Here is a 26,587-nt window from a genome sequence, read left to right as displayed (position 1 = left end):
GCCGAGGGGCGCGTCGCTGCCGTGCCTTGCGGCACACGACGATCCCCGCTCCGTGTTCCACCGCCATGCTCTCTGCGGCGCTCAGGGTCCACTGAGGCCAAGCCATGAGCATTTCCGCATCGATACCGACACCTTCGCTGCTCGTCTTAGGGGTCGCCTTGGCCGGTTGGCCCGCAAACCCGTTCTCTCTGCTGGACGTCCCGAACGTCGACCCTTGAGAGGTATAGATCAGATGCGCGGAGTCATGCTAACGCGACATGAATTCACTGACAGACGGTTATTGGTAGTCCGGATTTACTGAGTATTTCCAATAGTATCAATAAGATATTTTAGATATCCGTCCGTAAGTTATTGCTCGACGATATCTTGACAAGTCTTGGCGGCGAGACTTTAGTCAAATCGAGTGTGATTGCTGACGAGGCATTTCGTGCAGGAGAGGGCACGGAGGCTTATGTCAGCCGCCAACGATGAGAATCACGATGAGCAGAATCACAATGATGCTGTCTCCGCTAGGGCACTACTTCGATCCACTGCTACGTGGACCGCCTCATGCCTGAGGCTCAGCGCCTGACACTTGTCTAGGCGTCGACGGGACGATTCCAACTCTGGTCGGTACTGATTCGCCAAGGCAGTCGGTTGCGGCAGCGTTCGGCCTTATCCCCAGCATTCCAACCGTTAAGTACTGCAACGCTTAGCCACGCCTTTGCGACGGTCTTGCATGCACGTGGCTTCCTGTTTTTTGCGCGCTGAGCGCTAAACGTCAGCGCTCAGCCGCTCAGCGATGAGCATCGAGGAAACAGAAATGGCCAACTTCATCAAATCCGACCTGGAGTTCATTCTGCAGCAGATCCTGATCGCCGAAGCCAACGCGAACGGGGAAGACCTTCTGTCCTTGCTGCCCAATACCCTGGTGCCCTTCGGCCTGCGAACCGTCGATGGTTCCTTCAACAACCTGCTCACAGGGCAGACCGAGTTCGGTGCGGCCGACAATACGTTCCCACGACTGCTCGACCCGGTGTTCCGCCCGGCCGAGGGCGGAACCTCCTACACCCAAACCAGTGGCATGGTGATCGACTCGCAACCGCGCACGATCTCCAACCTGATCGTCGACCAGACCATTACCAATCCGGCTGCGGTGCAGGCGTTCGTCGACGCGGGCATGGGTGTCCTGGCCGACGGCAGCCAACAAGACGCGGGCGGCATAGCCTTCCCCGTCGGCACATTGCTGGATCTCGACGGCAATGCGATTCCCGCCGGTCAATCGCTGTTCATCCCCAATACCGCGCCGGATGAAGGCCTGTCCGCCCCCTTCAACAGCTGGTTCACCTTCTTCGGCCAGTTCTTCGACCACGGCCTCGACCTGGTGCAGAAGGGCGGCAGCGGGCTGGTGTTCATTCCACTGCAGCCGGACGATCCGCTGATCACCCATGGTCCGGATGGCATCGCCGGCACTGGCGACGAGCTGACCAACCCTGGCCAGCAGTTCATGGTGCTGACGCGGGCGACCAACCTACCCGGCCCGGATGGCATCCTCGGCACCGCCGACGACGTGCACGAGCACCTCAACCAGACCTCGCCGTTCGTCGACCAGAACCAGACCTACAGCTCCCACCCGTCGCATCAGGTGTTCCTGCGCGCCTATGAGTTGAATGCCGATGGCAAGCCGGTCTCGAGCGGCCGGCTGATCACCAATCGCGACCTGGTCGATGGTGTGTTCGGCAACGGCAACGACGTGGAGCTCGGCGGCATGGCCACCTGGGCCGTGGTCAAGGCCCAGGCCCGCGCGCTGCTGGGTATCGACCTCACCGACGACAACGTGACCAATATTCCGTTGCTGGCCACCGATGCCTACGGCAAGTTCATCCCGGGACCCAACGGCTTCCCGCAGGTCGTGATGTTAGGGCCGGACGGAATCCCGGGCACCGCCGATGACTTCCTCATGGAAGGTAATCCGGCCGCCCCGATCAGCCTGGCGGGCGCGGTGTTGACCGGCCAAGCCTTCCTGGTCGACATCGCCCATACCGCCAACCCGATCGATAGTCAGAGTGGCGCCATGCTTGCGGCCGATTCCGACGGCGCAGTCGGCCTGTCGGAGCCTGGCACCTACGACAATGAACTGCTCGATGCACACTTCATGGCCGGCGACGGCCGGGTCAACGAGAATATCGGCCTGACGGCCGTTCACCACGTGTTCCACTCCGAGCACAACCGCCTGGTCGAGCTCACCAAGCAGGTGGTCATCGATGCGGCGCTGGCCGGCGATGTGGCCTTCCTCAATCAGTGGCTGTTGACCCCGGTGGCCGTGGCGCCCACCACCCAGCCGGCGATCGACGCCCTGGTGTGGAACGGCGAGCGGCTGTTCCAGGCCGCCAAGTTCGGCACGGAGATGCAGTACCAGCACCTGGTGTTCGAGGAATTCGCCCGCAAGGTCCAGCCGCAGGTCGATGTGTTTCTGGCGCCGGATGGCTTCAACGTCACCCTCGATCCGAGCATAGTCGCCGAGTTCGCCCACACGGTTTACCGTTTCGGCCACTCGATGCTGACCGAGACCGTCAACCGCCTGGATTCTAGTTTTGTCTCCAGTGACATGGGCTTGATCGAGGCCTTCCTCAACCCCCTGGCGTTCAACCAGCTCGGTGGCGTCACCGTCACCGCCGAACAGGCCGCGGGGGCCCTGGCGCGCGGCTTGACCCGCCAGGCGGGCAACGAGATCGACGAGTTCGTCACCGGGGCGCTACGCAACAATCTGCTGGGCCTGCCGCTGGACCTGCCGGCCATCAACATCGCCCGTGGTCGCGATACCGGTGTGCCGTCTTTGAACGCGGCGCGCCGTTCCTTCTACGAGATGACCGCCGACAGCCAGCTCAAGCCCTATACCAGCTGGGTCGACCTGCTGGGCAACCTCAAGCATGAACTGTCGCTGATCAACTTCATCGCCGCCTACGGCACTCACTCTTCAATCGTCAATGCCACGACCCTGGCGGACAAGCGTGCGGCCGCCATGGAGTTGGTCTTCGGCGTCGACGAAAACGGCGATGGCGTGGTCGCGGGCGATCGCCTCGACTTCCTCAACAGCACCGGCGATTGGGCCAGCGGCCCGGATGGTGTGACCATCACCGGGGTCGATGCCATCGACTTCTGGATCGGTGGCCTGGCCGAGAAGCAGATGCCCTTCGGCGGTCTGCTCGGCTCGACCTTCAACTTCGTTTTCGAGACCCAGTTGGAGGCACTGCAGAGCGGCGACCGCTTCTATTACCTGGGGCGGCTGGCGGGCCTGAACTTCCTCACCGAGATGGAGGACAACTCCTTCGCCAAGCTGGTGATGCGCCACACCGATGTCATCCACCTGCCGGCGGATATCTTCTCCACCCCGGGCTTCATCCTCGAGGTCGACCCGAGCCGGCAGTTCACCGGTCTCGGGCTCGATGGGCGGGCCGATCCGGTCGGTGATAACCCGCTGATTCCCCTGGTGATGCGTGACGATCCCGGTACGGAAGGGCCTGACCTCAACTACTTGCGCTACACCGGTGGCGACCATGTGGTCCTGGGTGGCACCGATGGCGATGATGTGATCATCTCCAGCATCGGCGACGACACCCTGTGGGGCGACGCCGGCAACGACCGCCTGGAAGGCGGCGATGGCAATGACGTCATCGAGGGCGGCGACGGTGACGACATCATCACCGACATGGGCGGTGACGACGTGCTCAAGGGGAACGACGGCAACGACGTGATCCAGGGCGGCAACGGCGAGAACCTGATTCTCGGCGGTCATGGCAAGGACTTCATCATCACCGGCGAGGACGTCTCGGAGACCTTCGGGGGGCCCGGTGACGACTTCATCTATGGCGCACCGTTGAATGGACCGGCCTTCGGCAACGAAGGCGACGACTGGATCGAGCTGGGCACCTCCGATGGCGCCGGCGGCGACAACTTCGACCCGCTGGAGGCCAGCACCATTCTCGGCCATGACGTGTTCATCACCGGCGGCGGCTTCGACGAGGTCGACGGCGAGGGCGGCGACGACATCATGATCGGCTCCGAGGGCGAGGATCACTTCGGTGGCGGCGGCGGCTTCGACTGGGTCGGCTACAAGTTCTCGCGCTTCGGCGTGAGCGTCGACATGCTGGTCAATGACCTGATCGAGCCGCCGGTGGCGGCCTCCAACCAGGGCATCCTCGATCGCTTCGTCCAGGTCGAGGGCCTGTTCGGTTCCGATCACGGTGACATCCTGCGCGGCGACCACGCCGACGCGACCACCATCAATGTCGAGGGCCCGCAGAACAGCACCCTCACCGCCGACGGCATCGCCCGGATCAGCGGCCTGCAGGCCTTCCTCAACGAGATGCTCGGCGTGCCGACCACCTCCTTCGGTGCCGGCAACATCATCCTCGGCGGCGGCGGCAGCGACATCATCGAGGGCCGCGGCGGCGACGACCTGATCGACGGCGAGCGCACCTTCAACGTGCGCATCAGCGTACGCGAGAACCTCGACGGTACCGGGGCGGAGATCGCCAGTTTCGACAGCATGAAGCCGATGATCCCGCTGATGCTCAACGGCACCTACAACCCGGGCCAACTGGTGATCGTGCGCGAGATCCTGCTCAAGCCGGAGAGCTTCGATACGGCGGTGTTCACCGGCAACTTCTCCACTCTCGGCGTGCCGGACTACCTGATCAGCCGTGACACCAGAGGCACGGCCGACTTCGCCGACGACATCTTCACCGTGACGGATACCTTCATCGACGGCGATGGCGTCGACCGGTTGCGCGGCATCGAACGCCTGCAGTTCAACGATATCGCCCTGGTGCGCGACGACGCCACCGGCAACTTCGTCGAGCAGGTCGCCGGCACCCAGCAATTCGGCAACTTCTCGCCGCTGGGTAACATCCAGGTCAGCGGTACGGTGCAGGTCGGCCAGCTACTGACCGCATCGGTGGCCGGCATCACCGACCAGGACAATGCCGGCGGCACCCTCAATGGCCGGCCGATCAGCTACATCTGGCAGGTCGACACCTTCGGTGACGGCATCTTCGAGGACATCGTCGCCCTGGGCGGCGGCAACCCGGCGACCCAGCTTGGCAACACCTTCCGCGTGACGCCGGACCTGGAAGGCCTGGCGCTGCGGGTCAAGGCCGTCTATCAGGATGACAACGGCACCCTGGAGTTGGTCTTCTCTACAGGCACGGCCCCGGTGGCCGCGGGCGTCTTCCCGACGCCTGCCGTGTTGCCGGCCGAGTCGGCAACGGTCAGCCCCGGCGGCGGCTTGCACCTGATCCGCTCGGACCTGCAGTTCATGCTCGAGCAGATCTTCATCTCGGAGCGGCATGCCGCCGGTGAAGACCTGCTGTCGCTGCTGCCCAACTCGCGGGTGCCGTTCGGCATGCGCACGGTCGACGGCTCGCTCAACAACCTGGTGCAGGGCCAAAGCGGCTTCGGCGCCACCGACGAGAACTTCCCCTTCCTGCTGCCGCAGCAGTTCCGCAACGAGGGAGATGAAGGCGCTGGCTTCAATGGCGTGACCAACACCAACTATGCCTCGACCACCGATGTGGTCGACTCCGATCCGCGCATCATCAGCAACCTGATCGCCGACCAGACCATCACCAACCCCTCGGCGGTGCAGGCCTTCCTCGATGCCGGGCTGGGCACCCAGGCCGTTGATGAGTCGGGCATTCCGCAGTTCAATGCCGACGGCACGCCGATCATCCTCGACCTCGATGGCGTGGTGATCCCGCGCGGACAGACCCTGACCATCCCCAACACCGCCCCGGACGAGGGCCTGTCGGCACCCTTCAATGCCTGGTTCACCTTCTTCGGCCAGTTCTTCGACCACGGCCTGGATCTGGTGCAGAAGGGCGGCAATGGCAACGTGTTCGTGCCGCTGCAGCCGGACGATCCGTTGATCACCCATGGTCCGGATGGCATGGCCGGTACCGGCGACGAGCTGACCAACCCGGCCCAGCAGTTCATGCTGCTCACCCGCGCCACCAATACCTCGGTGCAGCCGGGGCCCGACAATGTGTTGGGCACGCCCGACGACATCCATACCCACAACAACCAGACCTCGCCCTTCGTCGACCAGAACCAGACCTACACCTCGCATCCGGCGCACCAGGTGTTCCTGCGCGCCTATGAGATGGTCGGCGGTCGGCCGGTGGCGACCGGGGAGTTGATCACCGGCGTGAACGGCGGCATGGCCACCTGGGGCGACGTCAAGGCCCAGGCCCGTGACCTGTTGGGCATCGACCTCAGCGACTACGATGCGCTCAATGTGCCGCTGGTAGCGGTCGATGCCTACGGCAAGTTCATTCCTGGCCAAAATGGTTTCGCCCAGCTGGTGACCGAACTGGGCCCGGACGGCATCGCCGGCACCGGCGATGAGCTGGTGGAAGGCGACCCGCTGTCGCCGGTCAGTCCCCTGGCGGTCGGTGCGCTGCGCACCGGGCATATGTTCCTGGTGGACATCGCCCACAGCGCCAACCCCTTCAGTGCCTTCGGTGTTGCGCTGGCCCCTGATGCCGACCTCGTTGCCGGGGTCGACGATGGTATCGGCACCACCTACGACAACGAGCTGCTCGAGGCGCACTTCATGGCCGGCGACGGCCGGGTCAACGAGAACGTCGCCCTGAGCGCAGTGCACCATGTGTTCCACGCCGAGCACAACCGCATGGTGCAGCACTCTAAGGATGTGGTGCTGGCGTCGAACGACGTGGACTTCATCAACAACTGGTTGCTGAACCCGATAGTGACGCTACCGACCACGCCGGGCGAGATCGCCGCCCTGGTGTGGAACGGCGACCGTCTGTTCCAGGTGGCGAAGTTCTCCACCGAGATGCAGTACCAGCACCTGGTCTTCGAGGAGTTCGCCCGCAAGATCCAGCCGCAGGTCGACGTGTTCCTCGGCGAGGGTCAGGGCTACGACGGCGATATCAACCCGGCGATCGTCGCCGAGTTCGCCCACGCCGTGTACCGCTTCGGCCACTCGATGCTGCTCGAGACCGTCGATCGCCTCGACCCCAACTACGTCTCCAGCGAGCTGGGGCTGATCGAGGCCTTCCTCAATCCGCTGGCGTTCAACCAGGGCGGTACGCTCAGCCCTGAAGAGGCGGCCGGCGCCATCGTGCGCGGGGTCACCCGCCAGGCCGGTAACGAGATCGACAACTTCGTCACCGAGGCGCTGCGCAACAACCTGCTGGGCCTGCCGCTGGACCTGCCGGCCATCAACATCGCTCGCTCCCGCGACACCGGCGTGCCCTCGCTCAACGCGGCGCGTCGCGACTTCTGGGAGAACACCGGCGACAGCCAGCTCAAGCCATATACGAGCTGGGTCGACTTCGCGATGAACATGCGCCACCAGTCCTCACTGGTGAACTTCATCGCCGCCTACGGCACCCATGCGAGCATAACCAGCGCCACTACGCTGGCCGACAAGCGCGCAGCGGCCATGGATATAGTATTCGGGGTAGTGGGCGAGTCGGCTGAGGCTACAGCCGATCGACTGGCGTTCCTCAACAGCACTGGCGCCTATGCCAACATCAATCTGCCTGGCCCGGATCAAATCCTGGGCACGGCTGATGACATCAGAAACGTAACTACCACCGGCGTCGACGACATCGACCTGTGGGTCGGCGGCCTGGCCGAGCGGCAGATGCCGTTCGGCGGCATGCTCGGCTCGACCTTCAACTTCGTGTTCGAGAACCAGCTGGAGAAGCTGCAGAACGGCGACCGCTTCTACTACCTGGAACGCACGGCGGGGCTGAACTTCCTCACCGAACTGGAGAACAACTCCTTCGCCCGCATGATCATGGCCAACACCAATGCCACGCACCTGCCGGGTGACGTGTTCTCGACCCCGGGCTTCATCCTCGAGGTGGATCAGAGCCTGCAGTTCACCGGCCTCGGTGCCGACGGCAGGGCCGATCCGGACAGCGGCGCGCTGCTGCGGCCAGACGTGATCCGCGACAACCCGGCGACCCCTGGGGGCGACAGCAACTACCTGCGCTACACCGGTGACGAGCACGTGGTGCTCGGCGGCACCAACGGCAACGACATCCTGATCGCCAGTATCGGCGACGATACCCTGCACGGTGACGAAGGCAACGACCGCCTCGAGGGCGGTGACGGCAACGACATCATCTTCGGCGGCGCCGGCGACGACATCATGACCGACCAGGGTGGCGAGGATAATATGCAGGGCGGTGATGGCCACGACGCCATCCATGGCGGCAACAGCATCGACCTGATCCTCGGCGGCTTCGGCAACGACTTCATCGTCACCGGCGAGGACGCCGACGAATCCTTCGGCGGCCCGGGCAACGACTTCATCCTGGGCGACATTGCCGACGAGTTCGTGTTCGGTAACGAAGGCGACGACTGGCTCGAGCTGGGCATGGCCGACGGCAGCTCCGGCGACAACTTCGATGTGCGCGGACTGGATGCGACCATCGGCAACGACGTGTTCATCGGTGGCGACAGCATCGACCGCATGGGCGGCGAGGGCGGCGACGACATCATGGTCGGCAACGGCGGGCCGACGGATCGCTACCTCGGCGGCTCCGGCTTCGACTGGGCGGTGTTCAAGGACAACCCGGCCGGTGCCTATGTCGACATGCGCCTGCGGGCCTTCAACGAGGCCATTCTGCCGCCGTCGACCGGCTCGGTGCTGGCGCGCTTCGAATCGATGGAGGGCCTGTCGGGCTCTGCCCACAGCGATATCCTGCTGGGCGACGACTTCGACGCGGGCATGATCGCCGCCTCCGGCTTCAGGGGCAGCGTGCTGACCAACATCGCCCTCATCGACGGCCTGCAAGCGTTCCTCGACCAAATGCTCGGGGCGACCGTGACCTCGTTCGGCGCCGGCAACATCATCCTCGGCGGCAACGGCAGCGACCTCATCCAGGGCAACGGCGGCGACGACCTGATCGACGGCGACCTGTGGCTGAACGTACGCATCAGCGTGCGTGACGCCGGCAACGTCGAAATCGCCAGCGCCGACAGCATGACCGGCGTTCTGCAGAACAAGTCCGGGGCCCTGGCCGGCACGCCGGCCGGCCTGACCCTGCTGGATGCGGTGTTCGCCGGCACCATCAACCCCGGCCAGCTGCAGATCGTCCGCGAGATCCTCCCGGGCGATGGCGCCTTCAACTTCGACACGGCCATGTACTCGGGACCGCTGGCCAACTACCTCATCACCGAGAACGACGATGGCACCGTCACGGTAGAGGACTTGGGCGAAGACCTGCTGATCGGCGGAATCATTGGCCCGGATGGCATCGACACGCTGCGCAACATCGAGCGGCTGCAGTTCAACGACGAGACCGTGGTGCTGGTGCCCGGCCTGAATGCCGAGCCGGTGGGCCTGGCGTCGATCAACGACAACAGCCCGGAAGTCGGCTCGCTGCTGGCGGCCGGGGTCGAAGGCGTGACCGACGCCGACAACCCGGGACTGGGCCGCGTCAGCGGGCCGGTCAGCTATCAATGGCAGGCTGACTTCACCGGCACCGGGGTATTCGAGGACATCATCGTTGCAGCAGGGCTTGGCGATATCCGCGCCACCGGGCAGACCTTCCGGGTCACCGCTGAGCTGGCCGGGCTGAGCCTGCGCGTCAAGGCGGTCTACCAGGACGCTCACGGCGTGCTCGAGACCGTGTTCTCGGCGGTGACCGACCCGGTAGCCGCGGTATCGGTCAACGATGCGCCGGTCGGCACCATGCTGATCAGCGATACCACGCCGAACGTAGGCCAGTTGCTGACCGCCACCCGCGCCTTCACCGATCCGGACGGCCCGGCCAACCCGGTGCTGGCGTATCAGTGGCAGGCGGGGACTGGCGGGGTGTTCAACAACATCGCCGGTGCCACCCAGGCGACCTTTACCCCGACCCTAGCGCAGCATGGGCAGCAACTGCGCGTTCAGGTCACCTATACCGATGACCTCGGCACCCTGGAGACCGTAACTTCGCTGGCGACGGCGGCGGTGCTAAGCGTGATCGTTGGCACGGCGGGGGACGATGTGCTGAATGGTACGGCGGTTGCCGATGAGATTCAGGGGCTGGGTGGGAATGACATCCTGAATGGGCTGGGTGGGGATGATGTGCTGGATGGAGGTGTGGGGGATGATGTGCTCAATGGCGGCCTCGGCAACGATACGATGGTCGGTGGTCTGGGCAACGATACCTATGAAGTCACCGAGCTTGGGGATGTCGTGACCGAGCTTGCTGGCGAAGGTACTGATTTGATTCGTACCACTCTTGCCAGTTTCACCTTGGGTGCCAACCTCGAGAATCTGACATACACCGGCAGCGGTCCTTTCACAGGTACCGGCAATGGTTTGGCAAACACCATTATCGGTGGCATAGGCAATGACATCCTCAACGGTTTGGCCGGAGACGACACCCTAATTGGTGGGGCAGGGAACGATATTCTTAACGGTAGCTCTGGTAGTGACACGATGGCTGGCGGTGCTGGTAACGACACTTATGGTGTTATCGGTCTGGATGTTTTGATCGAACTTGCTGGGGAGGGGATTGATTCGGTCTACACCACGAACTCGAGTTACACCCTAGGGGCCAATTTCGAGAATCTGGTGTTCTCGGGTGTTGGCGCGTTCAGCGGTACTGGCAATGAGTTGGCCAATACGATCACGGGTGGAGCCGGCAACGACACCCTGAACGGCGGAGCTGGAAATGACATTCTCAATGGCGGCAACGGTAGCGACACCCTGAGTGGTGGAGTTGGAAATGACATCCTCAATGGCGGCCTCGGCAACGATACGATGGTCGGTGGTCTGGGCAACGATACCTATGAAGTCACCGAGCTTGGGGATGTCGTGACCGAGCTTGCTGGCGAAGGTACTGATTTGATTCGTACCACTCTTGCCAGTTACACCTTGGGTGCCAACCTCGAGAATCTGACATACACCGGCAGCGGTCCTTTCACAGGTACCGGCAATGGTTTGGCAAACACCATTATCGGTGGCATAGGCAATGACATCCTCAACGGTTTGGCCGGAGACGACACCCTAATTGGTGGGGCAGGGAACGATATTCTTAACGGTAGCTCTGGTAGTGACACGATGGCTGGCGGTGCTGGTAACGACACTTATGGTGTTATCGGCCTGGATGTTTTGATCGAACTTGCTGGGGAGGGGATTGATTCGGTCTACACCACGAACTCGAGTTACACCCTAGGGGCCAATTTCGAGAATCTGGTGTTCTCGGGTGTTGGCGCGTTCAGCGGTACTGGCAATGAGTTGGCCAATACGATCACAGGTGGAGCCGGCAACGACACCCTGAACGGCGGAGCTGGAAATGACATTCTCAATGGCGGCAACGGTAGCGACACCCTGAATGGCGGAGCTGGAAATGACATCCTCAATGGCGGTCTCGGCAACGACACGATGGCCGGTGGGGCGGGTAACGACAACTATGGTGTCATCGGCCTGGATGTTGTGATCGAACTCGCTGGGGAGGGGATTGATTCGGTCTATACCACGAACTCGAGCTACACCCTGGGGGCCAATCTTGAGAATTTGGTGTTCTCCGGCGTCGGTGCCTTTACCGGCACAGGCAATGAGTTGGCCAATACGATCACCGGTGGCGCAGGTAATGACACCATTACCGGCGGAGCCGGCGACGATATTCTCACTGGCGGTCTCGGCAACGATACCTTCGTGTTCGGACCTGGCTTCGGAAACGACCGTATCCTGGACTTCGACGCCAACCCAGCCGACGGCCAGGACCTGCTCAATATCGCTGCACTTGGCGTGACCGCGGCGAACTTTGCCGCCAACGTGACCATCGCCGATGTTGGTGCGGACACGCTGGTGTCGGTCGGTGGCGGTTCCATCCGCCTGGTGGGCATCAACGATGCCACCACCATCACCCAAGCAGACTTCACCCTGGCGGTATAAGGAGGTCGCCAGCAAAGCGTAACGAGGTATCAACAACAGCGGTAGGGGTGACTTGTCGCCCCTACCGTTTTTTGTAGGGTGCGCCGCGCACACCGTACTGCGGACTGTTGGTATCCGTTGGTGTGCGAAGCACGTCCTCCACGTTCATGCCTGTGAGGCTCTATTTACAGAAGGAGTGCTGAGACAGCAGGTAGACTCGTGCAAGCGGATGGCTGCGTGGATCAACCCTGGCAAAATTAATACGGGATTCTCGGCCTGGCGATGAACAAATCTGCCGGGTGGCTGTCACACCCCGCTGGGTACGAGGGATGCGCCTGCTACTGCCCGCGCAAGAGGGGCGGGGCCGCTCAAGGATGGGCCTAAAATGTGATCGTATGCCATGCGATAGACCATTGTTTAGACGGATCCTAGCCGACCTATGCCTGAGCAACCGCAGCAAACCAGCTACAGCAACGATGAAATCGATCTGGTCGAGTTGCTTCGTTCGCTGTACCAGCAGAAATACCTGATTCTAGCGCTCGCCTGCCTGGCCACCCTGGGGGCGGCTGCCTATGCCTTCCTGGCCACGCCGCACTATCAGGTGCAGAGCGTGCTGCGCCCGGTGGATCGGGGTGATCTCGATGAGTTGAATGGCACCCGCGTCTATGAGTTGACCCCGGCCGATGCATTGAACCGTGTGGGGGCAGGGCTCTCTTCCTACGAGAGTCGCCTCAAATTCTTCCGTGACAATCAACAGCTGTTTACCGGGCTGGTCGAGCCCGGGCGCTCGCTGGAGCAGGTCTTCGAAGAGTTCAACCGCTCGGCGTTCACCATGCTGCAAGTCGACCCGAAGAAGCCCAATAGCCTGAGCGAATTCGTCGGCATATCGCTGAGCTACCCCAAGGGGGTCGATGGCGTCGCGGTGGTCAATGGGCTGGTTGCCGCCGTGCAGGAGACGGAGCGGGAGCGCATCGCCAACGACCTGAAGGTGTTGATAGCCAACCGCCTGTTTGCCCTCGAGCAAAAGATCGAGGCAGCACGGGCCAGCTATGACGCGAGCAAGCAAGCACGAATTGCCAACCTGCTCGAGCAGGATGCCTTGCGCAAGGCGCAGTTGCAGGATGAGTTGCGGGCCCTGCGCGGCGAACTGAAAACGCGCCGGGAGAACCGCATCAAGCGTCTCGACGAAGCCATGCAGATAGCCGAGTCGCTGGGTATCCGCAAACCCACCACCCCTTCGGCCATGGCCGACGCGCAGCGCCAGGGGCAGGTGGTGCGTACCGAGGTCAACAGCCGGGACATTCCGTTGTACTTCATGGGGGTGGATGCCTTGAAGGCCGAGCGGCAGGCCCTGAGCGAACGCAGCTCGGACGACTTCAGCGAACCGCGGGTCGCCGAGATCGAGAAGGAGCTCGCCCTGCTGAGCCACAACCGCCAGGTGGAAATCCTCGAGCAGCGCAAGAACGAAGACCTGTACCTCAAGGACCTGGCGGAATGGCGCCAGGAGGCGGCACAGCTCAAGGGGATCAAGTTCGATACCGGTGCCTTGCAGTTGGTGAGGGTGGACCAGCCGGCGCTCGAACCGCTCTCTGCGGTCAAGCCGAAGAAAGCGCTTGTGCTTGGCCTGGGCGGTGTCGCCGGCCTGATGCTCGGCGTTTTCGTAGCGTTGCTGCGCAACCTGCTGCGCCCCAGGCAAGCCAACAAACCGTAGGGCGTATGTGGGGAGGCGCGCCTGTAAGCGCATCGCCCTGAGTGGGGAGTCAATATGCGAGGCGCGGAGACTGTGAGGTGTATCGCAAAGTTCCCGTCCGTCTATCAGCGGCTGCCAAATGTTTGTCAAGACTTGTAATGTCATGCGCCGCAGGCACAATGCCGCCCAGTCTCTGCTGGTGGGATGGGTAAAAGCCCTTACTATCGGCTGCTCCGGAACCCGCGGTGTATGGCTGGAGTGGCTCGATAGGACAACAACAGTTGTCCTCGCCTGGCGCATCCGTGGCACACATTTGAAAGATGGATCTTGGCCGTGAACGCAATCTCCCCCGTTGTGCAACCACCCCTTAACGACGAAATCGACCTGGCCGCGTTATTTCATTCGCTCTGGGAACAGAAGCTGTTAATTGCCCTGGTGACTCTACTGGTCGGCCTGCTAGCAGCGGCCTATGCCTTCCTGGCCACCCCTGAATACCAGGTGCAGAGCATGTTGCGTCCTGCGGCGATCAAAGACCTGGATGCCTTGAATCGCACCGGTGTTTACGAGCTGACGCCTGAGCAAGCCATGCAGCGCGTTGGCGCCTCCCTGGAGTCCTATGACAGCCGCCTGGCATACTTCCGCGCCAACCCGGGGCTGTTCGAGGCCTTGCGTCAACCCAATCGCAGCCTCGAGCAAACCTTCGAAAGTTTCAACCGGGAGGCGTTCAAGATGCTCCAGCCCGACCCGAAAAAGACCGACAGCCTGAGCGCCTATGTCGGCATCCAGCTGACCTACCCGGCGGACGTCAACGGCGTCGCCCTGGCCAATGGCCTGGTCGAGCATGCCATCCAGGCGGAGCGCGGAAAGATCGCCGCCGATCTGCAAACGGTGATCCAGAACCGCCTGAATCAACTCGAATTGAAAATTGCCGCGGCCCGCGCCAATTATGAAGCGAGCAAGGACGCCAGGATCGCCGAGTTGCTCGAGGCCGACAGCCTCAAGCGGGCGCAGCTACAGGACGAACTCAAGGCCTTGCGCCAACAGCTCAAGGCACGTCGCGACAACCGCATCACCCAACTGGACGAGTCCATTCGCATCGCCAAGGCCCTGGGTATCGGCAAGCCCACCACTCCTTCCGCCCTTGGCGAGGGCGACCGCGTAGCGCAAGGCAGCGTGATTCGCACCGAGGTCAACAACCAGCAGATACCGCTCTACTTCATGGGCAGCGATGCCTTGGAGGCGGAGCGCAATGCATTGCTGCAACGTCGCTCCGACGACTTCACCGAGCCGCGCATCGCGCAGATCGCCAAGGAGCTGCAACTGCTGGCGCACAACCGGCAGGTTGAAGTGCTCAATCAGCGTGAAAACGAAGACCTGTTCCTCAAGGACCTGGCCATCTGGCGGGAGGAGGCCACCCGTTTGCGCAACCTTAGCGTCGACGTAGCCGAGCTCAAGCTGGTGTCTGTCGATCAGGTGGCCGTGGATCCACTGCGCCCCGTAAAGCCCAAGAAGGCGCTGGTCCTGGCATTGGGCGTGGTACTCGGCGGCATGCTGGGGCTGTTTATCGCCCTGCTGCGCAACGTCCTGCGTCGGGGTTCCTCGCGACATCATTCCGATAAGTCGAGCTTGTCATCCTGACAAGACGCTCAGTAGAGGGGGCCGCCCTCGAATCGATTAGCCGTGCCTCGTAGGGTGCGCCGTGCGCACCAAGGCCCCCAAATACACGCGTTGCGGGATGCAGAAACAAGCAGGTTATACCCGCTATTGAGACCAATACGCGGCCATATGCTAAGGAATAGCCCCGGCACCGTTCCTCCCGCCGGCATCGTTAACGGACTAACACGGATCGACACCATGGGTTACCCCGATATCCTCCATCATGGCGCCAAGGACGGCGTGACTGGCTCCTGTCACCAACTGTTGATGGACGCCGAGCACAGCCTGCTGATCGATTGCGGCCTGTTCCAAGGCGCGGAAACCTCGCCCGAAGGCAAATCAGGCGCCGATCGCCTGGCCATCGAGTTTCCCCTGGACACGATCAAGGCCCTGGTCGCCACCCACGTGCATATCGATCACGTGGGGCGCATCCCTTACTTGCTGGCCGCCGGTTTCAAGGGGCCGATCCTCTGCAGCGAACCCTCCGCCAAGCTGCTGCCCATCGTGCTGGAGGATGCCTTCAAGCTCGGCTTCAGCCGCGACCAGAAGCAGGTCGAGCGCTACATCAAGCTGATCGAACAGCGCATCATCGCCTTGCCCTACAAGACCTGGTTCACCCTGCACGACACGCAAAGCCTGGTCTGCCGCATCCGCCTGCAACGCGCCGGACATATCCTCGGCTCGGCCTATGTGGAGATCGACCTGCACTACCCCCAGTCCGGCGAGAAAAAGCGCATCGTCTTCTCCGGCGACCTGGGCGCGCCCCATGCACCCCTGCTGCCGGCACCCAAGCCGCCGTACCGCGCCGAGATTGTGGTGATCGAAAGCACCTACGGCGACCGCCTGCACGAAGACCGCCGCAGCCGCCGGCAGCGCCTGGAAAGCGTCATCGAACAAGCCCTGGCCGATAACGGCACAGTATTGATCCCCGCCTTCAGCATCGGCCGTACCCAGGAACTGCTCTACGAACTGGAAGGCATCATCCACCGCAAGAAGCTGGGCGCAGCGCGCAAACCCCCTCTCCCCTCCGGGGAGACGACTGCATGGATGCAGGAGGTAGGGCGAAGCAGGATGCCCGAGCCGAGGGCTGGGGTGAGGGGGGAAGCCAGTAGTCACGACACGACTGGCCCTGACTGGCCCAGATTACCTATCATCCTCGACTCACCCCTGGCCAGCCGCTTCACCCAGGTCTACCGCGACCTCAAGCCCTTCTGGGATAACGAAGCGCTGCAGCGCGTGAAACAGGGCCGCAACCCACTGGAATTCGCGCAGCTGCTCACCGTCGACAGCCACCAGGCGCACCTGGCGATGGTCCGTCACCTGACGGAAACCGCTCGTCCGGCCATCGTCATCGCAGGGAACGGAATGTGCAGCAGCGGTCGAATTGTCAATTACCTGAAATCCATGCTGCACGACCCGCGGCACAACGTCCTCTTCGTCGGCTACCAGGCCCAAGGCACCCCAGGCCGGGCCATCCAAGCCTACGGCCCGCGTGGCGGCGATGCAGATTTGGACGGGCAACGCTATGACATTCGCGCTCAAATCCATACCATAGGCGGTTATTCGGCCCATGCGGACCAGAAGGACCTGGTGAATTTTGTTACGCGGATGCGTGAGTGGCCGTCAGAAGTGCGGATTGTGCATGGCGAGACGGGCGCGAAAAGCATACTGGCTAAGCGCCTTCAAGGTACCTATGCGAATAAAGGGTTGCCTTTGAAGGTAACCATCCCAAGCTGAAGACTCGATAAATATCGAGACGAAAATCCAACCGGAGTTTTACCTGATGTCAGGCATGAAGCAGGCGAGCATCGCCAAATTCAAGAGTAAAGAAGCCATCATTGGCATTGTCGGCCTAGGCTATGTAGGCCTTCCTCTGATGCTGCGTTACAACGCCATTGGCTTCCGCGTGCTGGGCATCGATATCGATGAAGGCAAAGTCTCTAAGCTGAATGCCGGTCAGAGCTATATCGAGCACATTCCGAGTGAAAAAATTGCCAGTGCCCGTCAGAGTGGCTTTGAGGCGACCGCCGATTTTCAGCGCGCCTGCGAGTGCGATGCGCTCATCCTCTGTGTGCCGACGCCGCTGAATAAATATCGCGAGCCGGACATGAGCTTCGTGATCAATACCACTGATGCCATCAAGCCTTACCTGCGCGAAGGGCAAGTGGTCTCGCTGGAAAGCACTACCTACCCGGGCACTACTGAAGAAGAGCTTCTCCCCCGCGTACAAGAAGCTGACCTGCGTGTCGGTGAGAGCATCTTTCTGGTCTATTCCCCGGAGCGCGAAGACCCGGGCAACCCCGACTTTGAAACGCGTACCATCCCGAAAGTGATCGGTGGTCATACGCCGGCTTGCCTTGAGGTTGGTGTTGCGCTCTACGAGCATGCTATCGATAAGATCGTGCCGGTCAGTTCCACCAAGGCGGCGGAAATGACCAAGCTGCTGGAGAATATCCACCGTGCAGTGAACATCGGTCTGGTCAACGAAATGAAAGTTGTAGCCGACCGTATGGGCATCGATATCTTCGAGGTGGTGGATGCCGCTGCAACCAAACCGTTCGGTTTCACCCCCTACTATCCCGGCCCTGGTTTGGGCGGCCATTGCATCCCTATCGACCCCTTCTATCTGACCTGGAAAGCCCGTGAATATGGGCTGCACACGCGTTTTATCGAACTGTCCGGTGAAGTCAATCAGGCAATGCCCGAGTATGTCGTCAGCAAGTTGATGGATGGCCTCAATGATAATGGCAAAGCCTTGAAAGGCAGCAGGGTGCTGGTGCTCGGCATCGCCTACAAAAAAAATGTGGACGATATGCGCGAGTCGCCTTCTGTGGAGATCATGGAGTTACTTGAAGCAAAAGGCAGCGTGGTGGCTTACAGCGACCCTCACGTACCTGTCTTCCCGAAAATGCGTGAGCACCGCTTCAATCTGTCGAGCGAACCATTGACGGCGGAAAACTTGGCTGGTTTCGACGCCGTGGTACTGGCCACCGATCACGACAAGTTTGACTACGAATTGATCAAGCAGCACGCTCGTCTGGTTGTCGACAGCCGTGGTAAGTATCGTACTCCGCAGGCTCACATCATCAAAGCCTGATTACTCGCTGTTTACGAATACCTTGTAATTCCTGTCAAGGGATTCCGGGTTGTAGTGCTTCACAAAGGATATTTATGAAAAAGTTCGCTCTGATCGGCGCCGCCGGTTATATCGCTCCCCGCCATATGCGCGCCATCAAAGACACCGGTAACGAACTGGTGTCCGCCTACGACATTAATGATTCTGTCGGCATCATCGATAGCATCTCGCCGCAGAGCGAGTTTTTTACCGAATTCGAGCGCTTTATCGAGCATGCCTGGGTGTTGAAGCGCGACCCAGCTACTGCGCTGGACTATGTAGCTGTCTGCTCACCCAACTATCTGCACCATGCGCATATCGCAGCTGGTTTGCGTTTGGGATGTGATGTGATTTGTGAAAAACCGCTGGTGCCCACTCCGGAGATACTCGATGAGTTGGCTCTGGTCGAAAAGGAAACTGGCAAACGCGTTTACAACATCCTGCAACTGCGTCATCACCAGGCAATCCTCGATCTCAAGGATAAAGTGGCTCGTGAAGCCAGCGAGCACAAATACGATGTAGAGCTGACTTACATCACCTCGCGCGGCAAGTGGTACATGGAGAGCTGGAAAGGCGATCCACGTAAATCATTCGGCGTGGCTACCAATATCGGTGTGCATTTCTACGACATGCTCCATTTCATCTTTGGCAAGCTTCAACGCAACGTTGTGCACTTTACTAGCGAGTACAAAGCGGCGGGTTATCTCGAATACGAAAAAGCTCGCGTACGCTGGTTCCTGTCCATCGATGCCAACGACCTGCCTGAGTCGGTCAAAGGTAAAAAGCCGACCTACCGTTCGATTACGGTGAACGGCGAGGAGATGGAGTTTTCCGAAGGTTTCACCGATCTGCACACCACCAGCTACCAGGAAATTCTTGCTGGGCGCGGCTACGGCATCGAAGATGCTCGCCATTGTGTGGAAACGGTGAATACTATTCGTTCTGCCACTATTGTCACTGCGCAAAACGGCGAAGGTCACCCGTTCATCAAATAAAAATCGGTGCTTGGGTAATAGGCAAAGTACTGGGCCAGGGAAGGCCAGTGCAGTTGTTAGCTTTTAATTGTACCCGGATGGGGCGTTAAAAAATTGTAGGTCTCTCTCAAGTATGGAATTTAGACCAATGACCTTAACAGCTGAGCGGCCGGGCGTAGCTGGTTATGCTGAGAAAGGGCTTCGCCATGACATACAGGGACTGCGTGCTATCGCAGTCTTGGCGGTGATGCTTTTCCATATGAATAAGGAGTGGTTGCCCGGCGGTTTTGTTGGCGTGGATGTTTTCCTGGTTATTTCAGGGTTTTTAATCACCTCCATTATTCTCGACAGAAAGGAGTCGCGTAAGTTCGACTTGCTGGGCTTTTATTGGGGGCGGTTAAAACGCATCCTGCCAGCCTGCTACGTAATGCTTTCGGCTATTTCGACACTGGCGGCTTATTTGTTCATCTCAAAGGACTTTGAATTCTATACGGACAGCTTGGAGTCCTCTTTATATTTTACGAGTAACCAGTACTTTTCCGGGTTTGGAGACTATTTTTCACCAAGTGCACATGAACTTCCCTTGCTGCATACGTGGTCGCTAGCTGTCGAAATGCAGTTTTATCTTATCCTGCCATTTTTGCTTGCTTGGTTACCGCTACGCTGGGTCAAGGTAATGATACCTACGCTCATAGTTATTCTTACGGCTTATGTAGAGTGCGTATTGCGTGTTAAAGGCCAGCAACAAGAAATGTATTTTTCTTTATTGGCTCGCGCGCCTGAATTCTTGATTGGCTCAATGGTGGCTGCTCTTCGACTTGGAGAAGTGTGGTCATCACGGTTTTCCAGTTTCATGGGTTGGGCTGGATTTATCTTGTTGGCTTCTAGTCTGTTCTTCATAAAAGAGTCGTACGGATTTCCTGGGGTAATAGCCTTGATACCCTGTGTTGGGACTGCGCTGTTGATTGCCTCTAAAAATAACCTATTGAGTCGCTTTTTATCATTGACCATCTTGGTATGGATCGGCGGATTATCGTATTCGCTGTACCTGTGGCATTGGCCCGTACTCTCGATCATGCGCTATTACGTGGGGCACTATTCGCTTGAACTGCCATGGCTGATGGCGTTTGTTCTGATGACATTTGCTACTGCCTGGTTGTCATTTCGCTGGATTGAGACGCCATTTAGAAAGGTCAGAACCCTTGCGGCTGGCGGTAAAAAGGCTGCAATGCTTTCTTTAGGTGTATTTCCCCTGGTTTTTTTATCTGGGCATGTAAATTCTCACGTGGTCGACCCCGTGCCGACTGAACTGACACGCTATGCATCCCAAAGTGAAATCTGCCACGGAAAAATCATAGGAAATTGTGTGCGGGGAGGCGGTGGAGATAAACCTCCCGCATTGTTGCTGGGTGATAGTCACGGCGCACAGTTAAACCACTTCTTCGATGTCGTAGGTGCAGCTAATAAATTCAACGTGCGTATCATTACGGGAAGTAGTTGTGTGCCGATTGTGGGCTTTGATGTCGAGCGTTTACCTAAATGGGCGCAGTCCGCTTGTTTGGCCCAAATTGATGCCGCAAAAGCTTTTATTGACAGTTCTGATGCAATTATTCTTGCAGGAATGTGGCAGTATCAAACACAAAGTGCGGCTTTTATGGCTGCGTTTGATGAATTTCTGAGTAGTGCCAATGCCCAAGGGAAAAACGTGTTGGTTATGGCTCAGATCCCCATGTTTGCATCGAACCTGCTGCGGGTACAGCGCTTCGGTTCGCTGGGCTTGCCAGTGACCGTTGAAAGTAATAATGAGTGGCAACAAGCTAATGCTAAGATTGCCAAAATTACCGATAAGTATCCTTCGGTCAGTTTCGTAGACTTTTCTAGCAGTGCTTTTTTTCGAGCGCGCCATTTAGAAATGATATTTTGCTTTATCAGGATAATCACCACCTTAATGAGGTGGGCGCGCGCCATTATGGAAAGTTTGTTGTACCGTTTTTTAAAGAGTTTAAGCTTTGAGTGTTGGTGGTGATTAAGGCCGCTATTCGCATGCGTGCCTTCATTCTCGCGGCATGCAAGTATAAAGAGGAATGTTAATGAGCTACTATCAGCACACCAGCGCCATCGTCGACGACGGTGCACAAATAGGCGACGGCTCGCGCGTATGGCATTTTGTTCACGTCTGTGGCGGAGCTCGTATTGGCAAGGGTGTGTCCCTCGGTCAAAACGTTTTTGTCGGCAACAAAGTCGTAATCGGTGATAACTGCAAGGTGCAGAACAACGTCTCGGTATACGACAACGTCACTCTTGAAGAAGGCGTGTTCTGCGGCCCGAGCATGGTCTTCACCAACGTTTACAACCCTCGCTCACTGATTGAGAGAAAGGATCAGTATCGTGACACTCTGGTGAAAAAAGGTGCCACCCTTGGTGCCAATTGCACCATCGTCTGCGGCGTGACAATCGGTGAGTTCGCCTTCGTCGGAGCTGGTGCGGTAATCAACAAAGACGTGCCATCTTATGCCCTGATGGTCGGTGTACCGGCACGCCAGATCGGCTGGATGAGCGAGTTTGGTGAGCAGTTGGCATTGCCGGTGACGGGGGAGGGCGAGGTTGCCTGTCAGCACACCAATGCGCGTTATGTTTTGAACGGCAACACTCTGAGCAAAGTGGACGTGCAATAAATGATCGAATTCATCGACCTGAAAACCCAGCAGGCCCGTATCAAGGACAAGATCGACGCAGGCATCCAGCGTGTCCTGGCTCATGGCCAATATATCCTCGGCCCGGAAGTCGCCGAACTGGAAGAAAAGCTCGCCTCCTTTACCGGCGCCAAATACTGCATTACCTGCGCCAACGGTACCGATGCCTTGCAGATCGCGCAGATGGCGTTAGGGATCGGCCCCGGCGACGAAGTCATCACCCCGGGCTTCACTTACATCGCCACGGCTGAAACAGTGGCCCTGTTGGGGGCGCAGCCAGTGTATGTGGATATCGATCCGCGCACCTACAATCTCGACCCGAACCTGCTGGAAGCCGCCATCACTCCGCGTACCAAGGCGATTATCCCGGTGTCGCTGTATGGTCAGTGTGCCGACTTCGATGCCATTAACGCTATTGCCGCCAAATTCGGCATTCCGGTGATCGAGGATGCGGCGCAGAGCTTCGGGGCGACCTACAAGGGCAAGCGCTCCTGCAATCTGACTACTATTGCCTGCACCAGCTTCTTCCCGAGCAAACCGTTAGGTTGTTACGGCGACGGTGGTGCGATTTTCACCAATGACGACGAGCTGGCAACAATACTGCGTCAGATTGCTCGCCACGGTCAGGATCGGCGCTATCACCATATCCGCGTCGGCGTGAACAGCCGTTTGGACACGCTGCAAGCCGCCATTCTATTGCCTAAATTAGATATTTTTCCGGAAGAAATTGTGTTGCGTCAGCAAGTCGCTGATACGTATGGGCGGGTGTTGAATAAAGCGGGCGTCACTACTACTCCCTATATAGAGCCACATAACGCAAGTGTCTATGCCCAATATACCATCCGTGTAGTGGGGCGTGAGCACTTACAAGCCAGGCTTAAAGAGTCAGGCGTGCCTACGGCAGTGCATTACCCTATTCCACTCAATAAACAACCCGCCGTCGCAGACGCTTGCAGTGCTCTGCCTGTGGGCGATCGGGTCGCGGGCGAAGTGGTGAGTTTGCCGATGCATCCTTACCTGTCGGAGCAACAGCTTTCTGCCATCGCTACAGCATGTGGGTGTAAAGGCTAGTGTCATTTGCCAAGCTGAAAGCCAGTACATTTTTAAGATCCGTTATGCTTCTTGCGGGTGGTGCGGCAATTGCCCAAGGCATAACAGTAGGTGTTACACCTGTATTGACCAGGCTCTTCTCTCCGGCAGAGTTCGGGATGCTGGCTGCTTTTACCTCAGCGCTGACAATTCTATTGGCTGTAAGTTCTTTACGATATGAATTTGCTCTGCCACAGGTGCGGAATATAAAACAGGCTCGGACTTTGGTTTTTTTATGTCTCGGGCTGCTTTTTGTCACTAGTTTGCTGGTGTTTATATTTTTGGTGGTTGCATCAATCTCAGGATTTGCATTATGGGGGGAGTGGGATTATATCTGGCTGTTGCCAGTAGGCATAATGTTTGCCGGTGCATTTCAAGTTGCGAATTATTGGGCTGTCAGAGAGAAGGCTTTCAGGGAGCTGGCAAAAGCCAATGTGAATCGTAGTCTGTTTCAAGCTACAGCCCAAGTAGGGATGGGGCTTGCGGGAGTAGGCGGGCTTGCCCTGGTGCTCGGTTATGTGCTGAGCCAGGCGGTCGGTGCGCTCAAGATATTGTTGGGAGCTGTTGGAGATATACGACGCCCTTCCTGGAGGCGGCTAAGAGTTCTTGCTGTTAGGCATAAAAGATTTCCTTTGTTCTCGGTCCCTGCGGGGGTCTTGAATGTCAGTGCTCTGCATCTGACGCCGTTTATTCTGATCTATTTTTACGGTGCATCTTCTGCGGGCTTTTTCTCTTTGGCACAAAGAGCCATGGGTGCGCCCATGGCGTTTTTGGGCATGGCGATTGCCAACGTATATCTTGCTGAACTTCCGAGGCTCAAAGAGTCTGAGCCGGAGCGTTTGATGAGCTTTTACCTGCGCTCATGCAGGAACCTTATTGCCGTTGGGCTACCTGTAGTTGCCTTGGCTACCCTGATCCTTGGTGGGGTGTCGACCTGATTTTCGGTGCTGAATGGTCTAAGGCGGCAGAGTTTGTTGTGTATCTGGCCCCTTTTTTTCTTGGCCAGTTTGTAGTGGCGCCGCTTAGTCAAACGCTTAATGTTCTCGGCAGGCAGGATTTGCAACTAATATGGGATTTTTGCAGGCTGATATTGCCAAGTGCGGCTTTGATTTTTGGGGCTTCATGTGGTTGGGAGGTTGAACGCTCTTTAGGTTTTTATAGTGTGATAATGCTGTTTTTATATGTGATTAATGCTTTTTTATCTGTGTCGTGTATCCGGCACTATGATGTTATGCGTAAAAAATTAGGCTCTGGATTGCATTGATTTATAGTGCTGTCTGTTTTTATTTATTCAGGGGCAGGTTTGTATGGTCGGTAGTCGTCTGATGGTTTTTTTGATCTTGCCTTTAATGATGTTTCTATTTGTTATTCCGCAGTCATTTTATGTCGCTTTTAAGTACTCGGATTATGTTTCTCTGTTGGTTTTGTTTGTCTCCGTATTGTCGGTTGTGTTTTATTTTGCTGGCGGCTTCTTGGCTTTTAAAGTTTCTCGTGTGCGAGAGGTGTGTTTATCGGGTTGGGGTGGTGTGACTTTTAGATTTTTTGTTTTATTATATTTTGTTTCTTACTTGTCCCTTTATTACTCTTATGGTGGAGTTCCTATTCTTGAACTTGTTTTGCACGGCGGGAACCCCTCGGTCATGAGGGCGGAGTTTCATAAAATGCAGGAGGGAGGGTGGCAGGTTTTTGCTTATTTAAGGTCGATTTTAACAAGAGGTTTTATACCTTTTGCTATGGTTGTCTTGTTTTGTATAAAAGGGCGAGTGTTTTTTTACCTTTTTCTCATTGCTTTCACTTTTACTGCTGTTTCAGCCATGGAAAAAAGTCTATTGCTTTGGGGCTATTTGCCAGTTCTTTTCTATACTTGGGTTTCCGGCTATAAGAAGGATTTCTGGAGGGTTTTGCTATTTGCTATCGCTTTCCTGGCTTTTGTTTCAATTGTGTCCTTTGGTCGAGGAGGGGGGGTAGTCAGTTATGGTCTTGAAAGTGACCATTCCTATGCTGCCTATGCGCCAAATGAGGTGGGATATATTAAAACTTCCTGTCAGGAATGCAACAAGTTGCCAGTGTTAAGAAAAGTTTCTTTGAGAGAGCAGGCTGATTATCAATTTTTGTTTTATGATTTGAATGAGGGTGGGGTGCATTCTTATCTTTTTAATAGGTTCTTTTGGATACCCTTTGTGACTATCTACGATACTTTTTACTATTGGAGGGTTGTGTACGATGACTATTTATTTTTCTCAGTAAACAGATATCTCTCTATCTTGTTTGGGGTTGAGTTTGCTGATTTGGAGCGTAACGTTTTCAGGTTTCAGTTTGGGTCTGGCGAAGAGTCAAAGGGTAACTCTAATGCAGCATACATATCTGAGGCATATGTCGGATTTGGATTTCCTGGGGTGTTTCTGTTTTCTCTTGTTGTTGGGTGTTTGTTTGGGTGGGTTGTGAAAGGCGGGGTGGCTCCTTTTGTTTTCGCATTGCCAGTAATCGCTTTTGGCTTAATAAGTGTTTCTTTGTTGTCTATGTTTTTTAGTGGGGGTTTATTTTTGTGTGTTCTATCTGTTTTTTTGTTTACAAGAAAAATGACGAGGGAGGGCTGAGGTGATTAGTTTTTTGATGTCAGTAAAAAATGAAGCAAGGTATATCAAGGATGCACTTGATTCTATAGTTTGTATTGCTTCTTCTCCCATTGAGGTAATTGTTGTCGATGATGGATCTAATGACGGGACTCCTGAGGTTGTCGAGTCCCTCGGCTACTCATCTGTAAAGCTCTTTAGGACTGCTGGCATAGGTAAGGCTGCTGCCTTTAGTTTGGCTTTTGAAAAGGCCGCTGGTGATTACTTCATATTGATTGCTGGCGATGACTGTATTGTTCCTGATGTAGTTGAGGCTAGAGTTTCGCCACTTCGTCAGGTGGCAGTTTCTGAACCTGCACTCAGTTTATGTAAGTTGCAGTCTTTCTCTGAGAGCAAGAAATATGATGGCATGATTTTGCCGAAAAATAAAAGCTTGGGTCTTGAGTCAGGTGGGTGCATGGCCTTTAACAAGGCTTTTGGACGGTTGGCGTTTCCAATTCCTGCAATGCTTGCGAATGAGGATAGCTGGCTTGTTTTGCATGCAAGGTTTTCCCGTGTTGCTAAATTCCAAGTTCCGCTTATCGGCCTCTTCTATAGAATTCATTCAGAAAACAGCTACCGAAGAGGTGCCAGCTTTGATGTGGTGAACTCTCAGATGTGGGCAAGACAAAAGGCAGCTTTTTATTTTATTGAGGAACATGGCGAAAGTCTTTCTGGTGAACAGCGTCGTAAATTACTATTTGAGTTTTCTGTTCATGTGCTCAGGTATTTAGGTGCTTCGAGCCTTATCCTGCTGGTTCCTTGTGTTCCATTCATGAGTAAAATTAAAGCGCTATTTCATTCAAAAGCATCTCTTTATTTTTTTCGTGAAAAATTCTACAAATTTTTTTCCGGAAGATAGGTTGGG

The 26,587-nt window shown here is 57.4% G+C and carries 13 protein-coding genes; all 13 read left to right on the top strand.

Annotated features, from left to right (window positions below):
• The first annotated feature begins 802 nt into the window (after nt 1-802).
• The 13 genes from I0D00_RS03135 to I0D00_RS03075 all read left to right on the top strand — a co-directional run bounded on the left by I0D00_RS03135 (nt 803) and on the right by I0D00_RS03075 (nt 26,581).
• The gene (locus I0D00_RS03135; protein WP_213638304.1) at nt 803-11,911 is read left to right on the top strand and encodes a peroxidase family protein; all 11,109 of its coding nucleotides are present in this window, start codon (nt 803-805) and stop codon (nt 11,909-11,911) included.
• Between the two features lie 418 nt (nt 11,912-12,329).
• Nucleotides 12,330-13,601, top strand: coding sequence for a Wzz/FepE/Etk N-terminal domain-containing protein (locus I0D00_RS03130; protein WP_213638303.1), 1,272 nt, complete (start codon nt 12,330-12,332; stop codon nt 13,599-13,601).
• Nucleotides 13,602-13,913: 312 nt separating this feature from the next.
• Entirely contained in the window at nt 13,914-15,218 is a 1,305-nt protein-coding gene (locus I0D00_RS03125; RefSeq protein ID WP_213638302.1) for a Wzz/FepE/Etk N-terminal domain-containing protein, read from the top strand.
• A gap of 216 nt (nt 15,219-15,434) precedes the next feature.
• Complete coding sequence (locus tag I0D00_RS03120; RefSeq protein WP_213638301.1) at nt 15,435-16,973, top strand: MBL fold metallo-hydrolase RNA specificity domain-containing protein; 1,539 nt, start codon at nt 15,435-15,437, stop codon at nt 16,971-16,973.
• Nucleotides 16,974-17,028: 55 nt separating this feature from the next.
• The gene (gene wbpA / locus I0D00_RS03115) at nt 17,029-18,333 is read left to right on the top strand and encodes a nucleotide sugar dehydrogenase (protein WP_213640203.1); all 1,305 of its coding nucleotides are present in this window, start codon (nt 17,029-17,031) and stop codon (nt 18,331-18,333) included.
• A gap of 74 nt (nt 18,334-18,407) precedes the next feature.
• Nucleotides 18,408-19,346, top strand: coding sequence for a Gfo/Idh/MocA family oxidoreductase (gene wbpB / locus I0D00_RS03110; RefSeq protein WP_213638300.1), 939 nt, complete (start codon nt 18,408-18,410; stop codon nt 19,344-19,346).
• Nucleotides 19,347-19,473: 127 nt separating this feature from the next.
• On the top strand, nt 19,474-21,351 hold the full coding sequence (locus tag I0D00_RS03105) for an acyltransferase family protein (RefSeq protein ID WP_213638299.1): 1,878 nt from the start codon (nt 19,474-19,476) through the stop codon (nt 21,349-21,351).
• A 64-nt stretch (nt 21,352-21,415) separates the two neighbouring features.
• On the top strand, nt 21,416-22,000 hold the full coding sequence (gene wbpD / locus I0D00_RS03100) for an acyltransferase (protein WP_213638298.1): 585 nt from the start codon (nt 21,416-21,418) through the stop codon (nt 21,998-22,000).
• Nucleotides 22,001-23,089, top strand: coding sequence for a DegT/DnrJ/EryC1/StrS family aminotransferase (locus I0D00_RS03095; RefSeq protein ID WP_213638297.1), 1,089 nt, complete (start codon nt 22,001-22,003; stop codon nt 23,087-23,089).
• A complete protein-coding gene (locus I0D00_RS03090; RefSeq protein WP_213638296.1) occupies nt 23,089-24,045 on the top strand; it encodes an oligosaccharide flippase family protein in 957 nt (318 codons plus the stop codon). Before I0D00_RS03095 ends, I0D00_RS03090 begins: the two co-directional genes overlap by 1 nt.
• A gap of 38 nt (nt 24,046-24,083) precedes the next feature.
• Nucleotides 24,084-24,371, top strand: a complete 288-nt coding sequence (locus I0D00_RS03085) for a hypothetical protein (RefSeq protein ID WP_213638295.1) — start codon at nt 24,084-24,086, stop codon at nt 24,369-24,371.
• Nucleotides 24,372-24,414: 43 nt separating this feature from the next.
• A complete protein-coding gene (locus tag I0D00_RS03080; protein WP_213638294.1) occupies nt 24,415-25,704 on the top strand; it encodes a hypothetical protein in 1,290 nt (429 codons plus the stop codon).
• Between the two features lies 1 nt (nt 25,705).
• A complete protein-coding gene (locus I0D00_RS03075) occupies nt 25,706-26,581 on the top strand; it encodes a glycosyltransferase family 2 protein (protein WP_213638293.1) in 876 nt (291 codons plus the stop codon).
• Nucleotides 26,582-26,587 lie beyond the last annotated feature (6 nt).

Source organism: Pseudomonas lalucatii (assembly GCF_018398425.1).
Taxonomy (GTDB): Bacteria; Pseudomonadota; Gammaproteobacteria; order Pseudomonadales; family Pseudomonadaceae; genus Aquipseudomonas; species Aquipseudomonas lalucatii.
This window is presented reverse-complemented; position numbering and strand designations above follow the sequence as displayed.

Bases quoted from the DNA above. Each gene is read 5' to 3' on its own strand.
- wbpB (WP_213638300.1), top strand. From the start codon at position 18,408: ATGAAAAAGTTCGCTCTGATCGGCGCCGCCGGTTATATCGCTCCCCGC.
- I0D00_RS03130 (WP_213638303.1), top strand. From the start codon at position 12,330: ATGCCTGAGCAACCGCAGCAAACCAGCTACAGCAACGATGAAATCGAT.
- I0D00_RS03095 (WP_213638297.1), top strand. From the start codon at position 22,001: ATGATCGAATTCATCGACCTGAAAACCCAGCAGGCCCGTATCAAGGAC.
- I0D00_RS03135 (WP_213638304.1), top strand. From the start codon at position 803: ATGGCCAACTTCATCAAATCCGACCTGGAGTTCATTCTGCAGCAGATC.
- I0D00_RS03080 (WP_213638294.1), top strand. From the start codon at position 24,415: ATGGTCGGTAGTCGTCTGATGGTTTTTTTGATCTTGCCTTTAATGATG.
- I0D00_RS03105 (WP_213638299.1), top strand. From the start codon at position 19,474: ATGACCTTAACAGCTGAGCGGCCGGGCGTAGCTGGTTATGCTGAGAAA.
- I0D00_RS03120 (WP_213638301.1), top strand. From the start codon at position 15,435: ATGGGTTACCCCGATATCCTCCATCATGGCGCCAAGGACGGCGTGACT.
- wbpA (WP_213640203.1), top strand. From the start codon at position 17,029: ATGAAGCAGGCGAGCATCGCCAAATTCAAGAGTAAAGAAGCCATCATT.
- wbpD (WP_213638298.1), top strand. From the start codon at position 21,416: ATGAGCTACTATCAGCACACCAGCGCCATCGTCGACGACGGTGCACAA.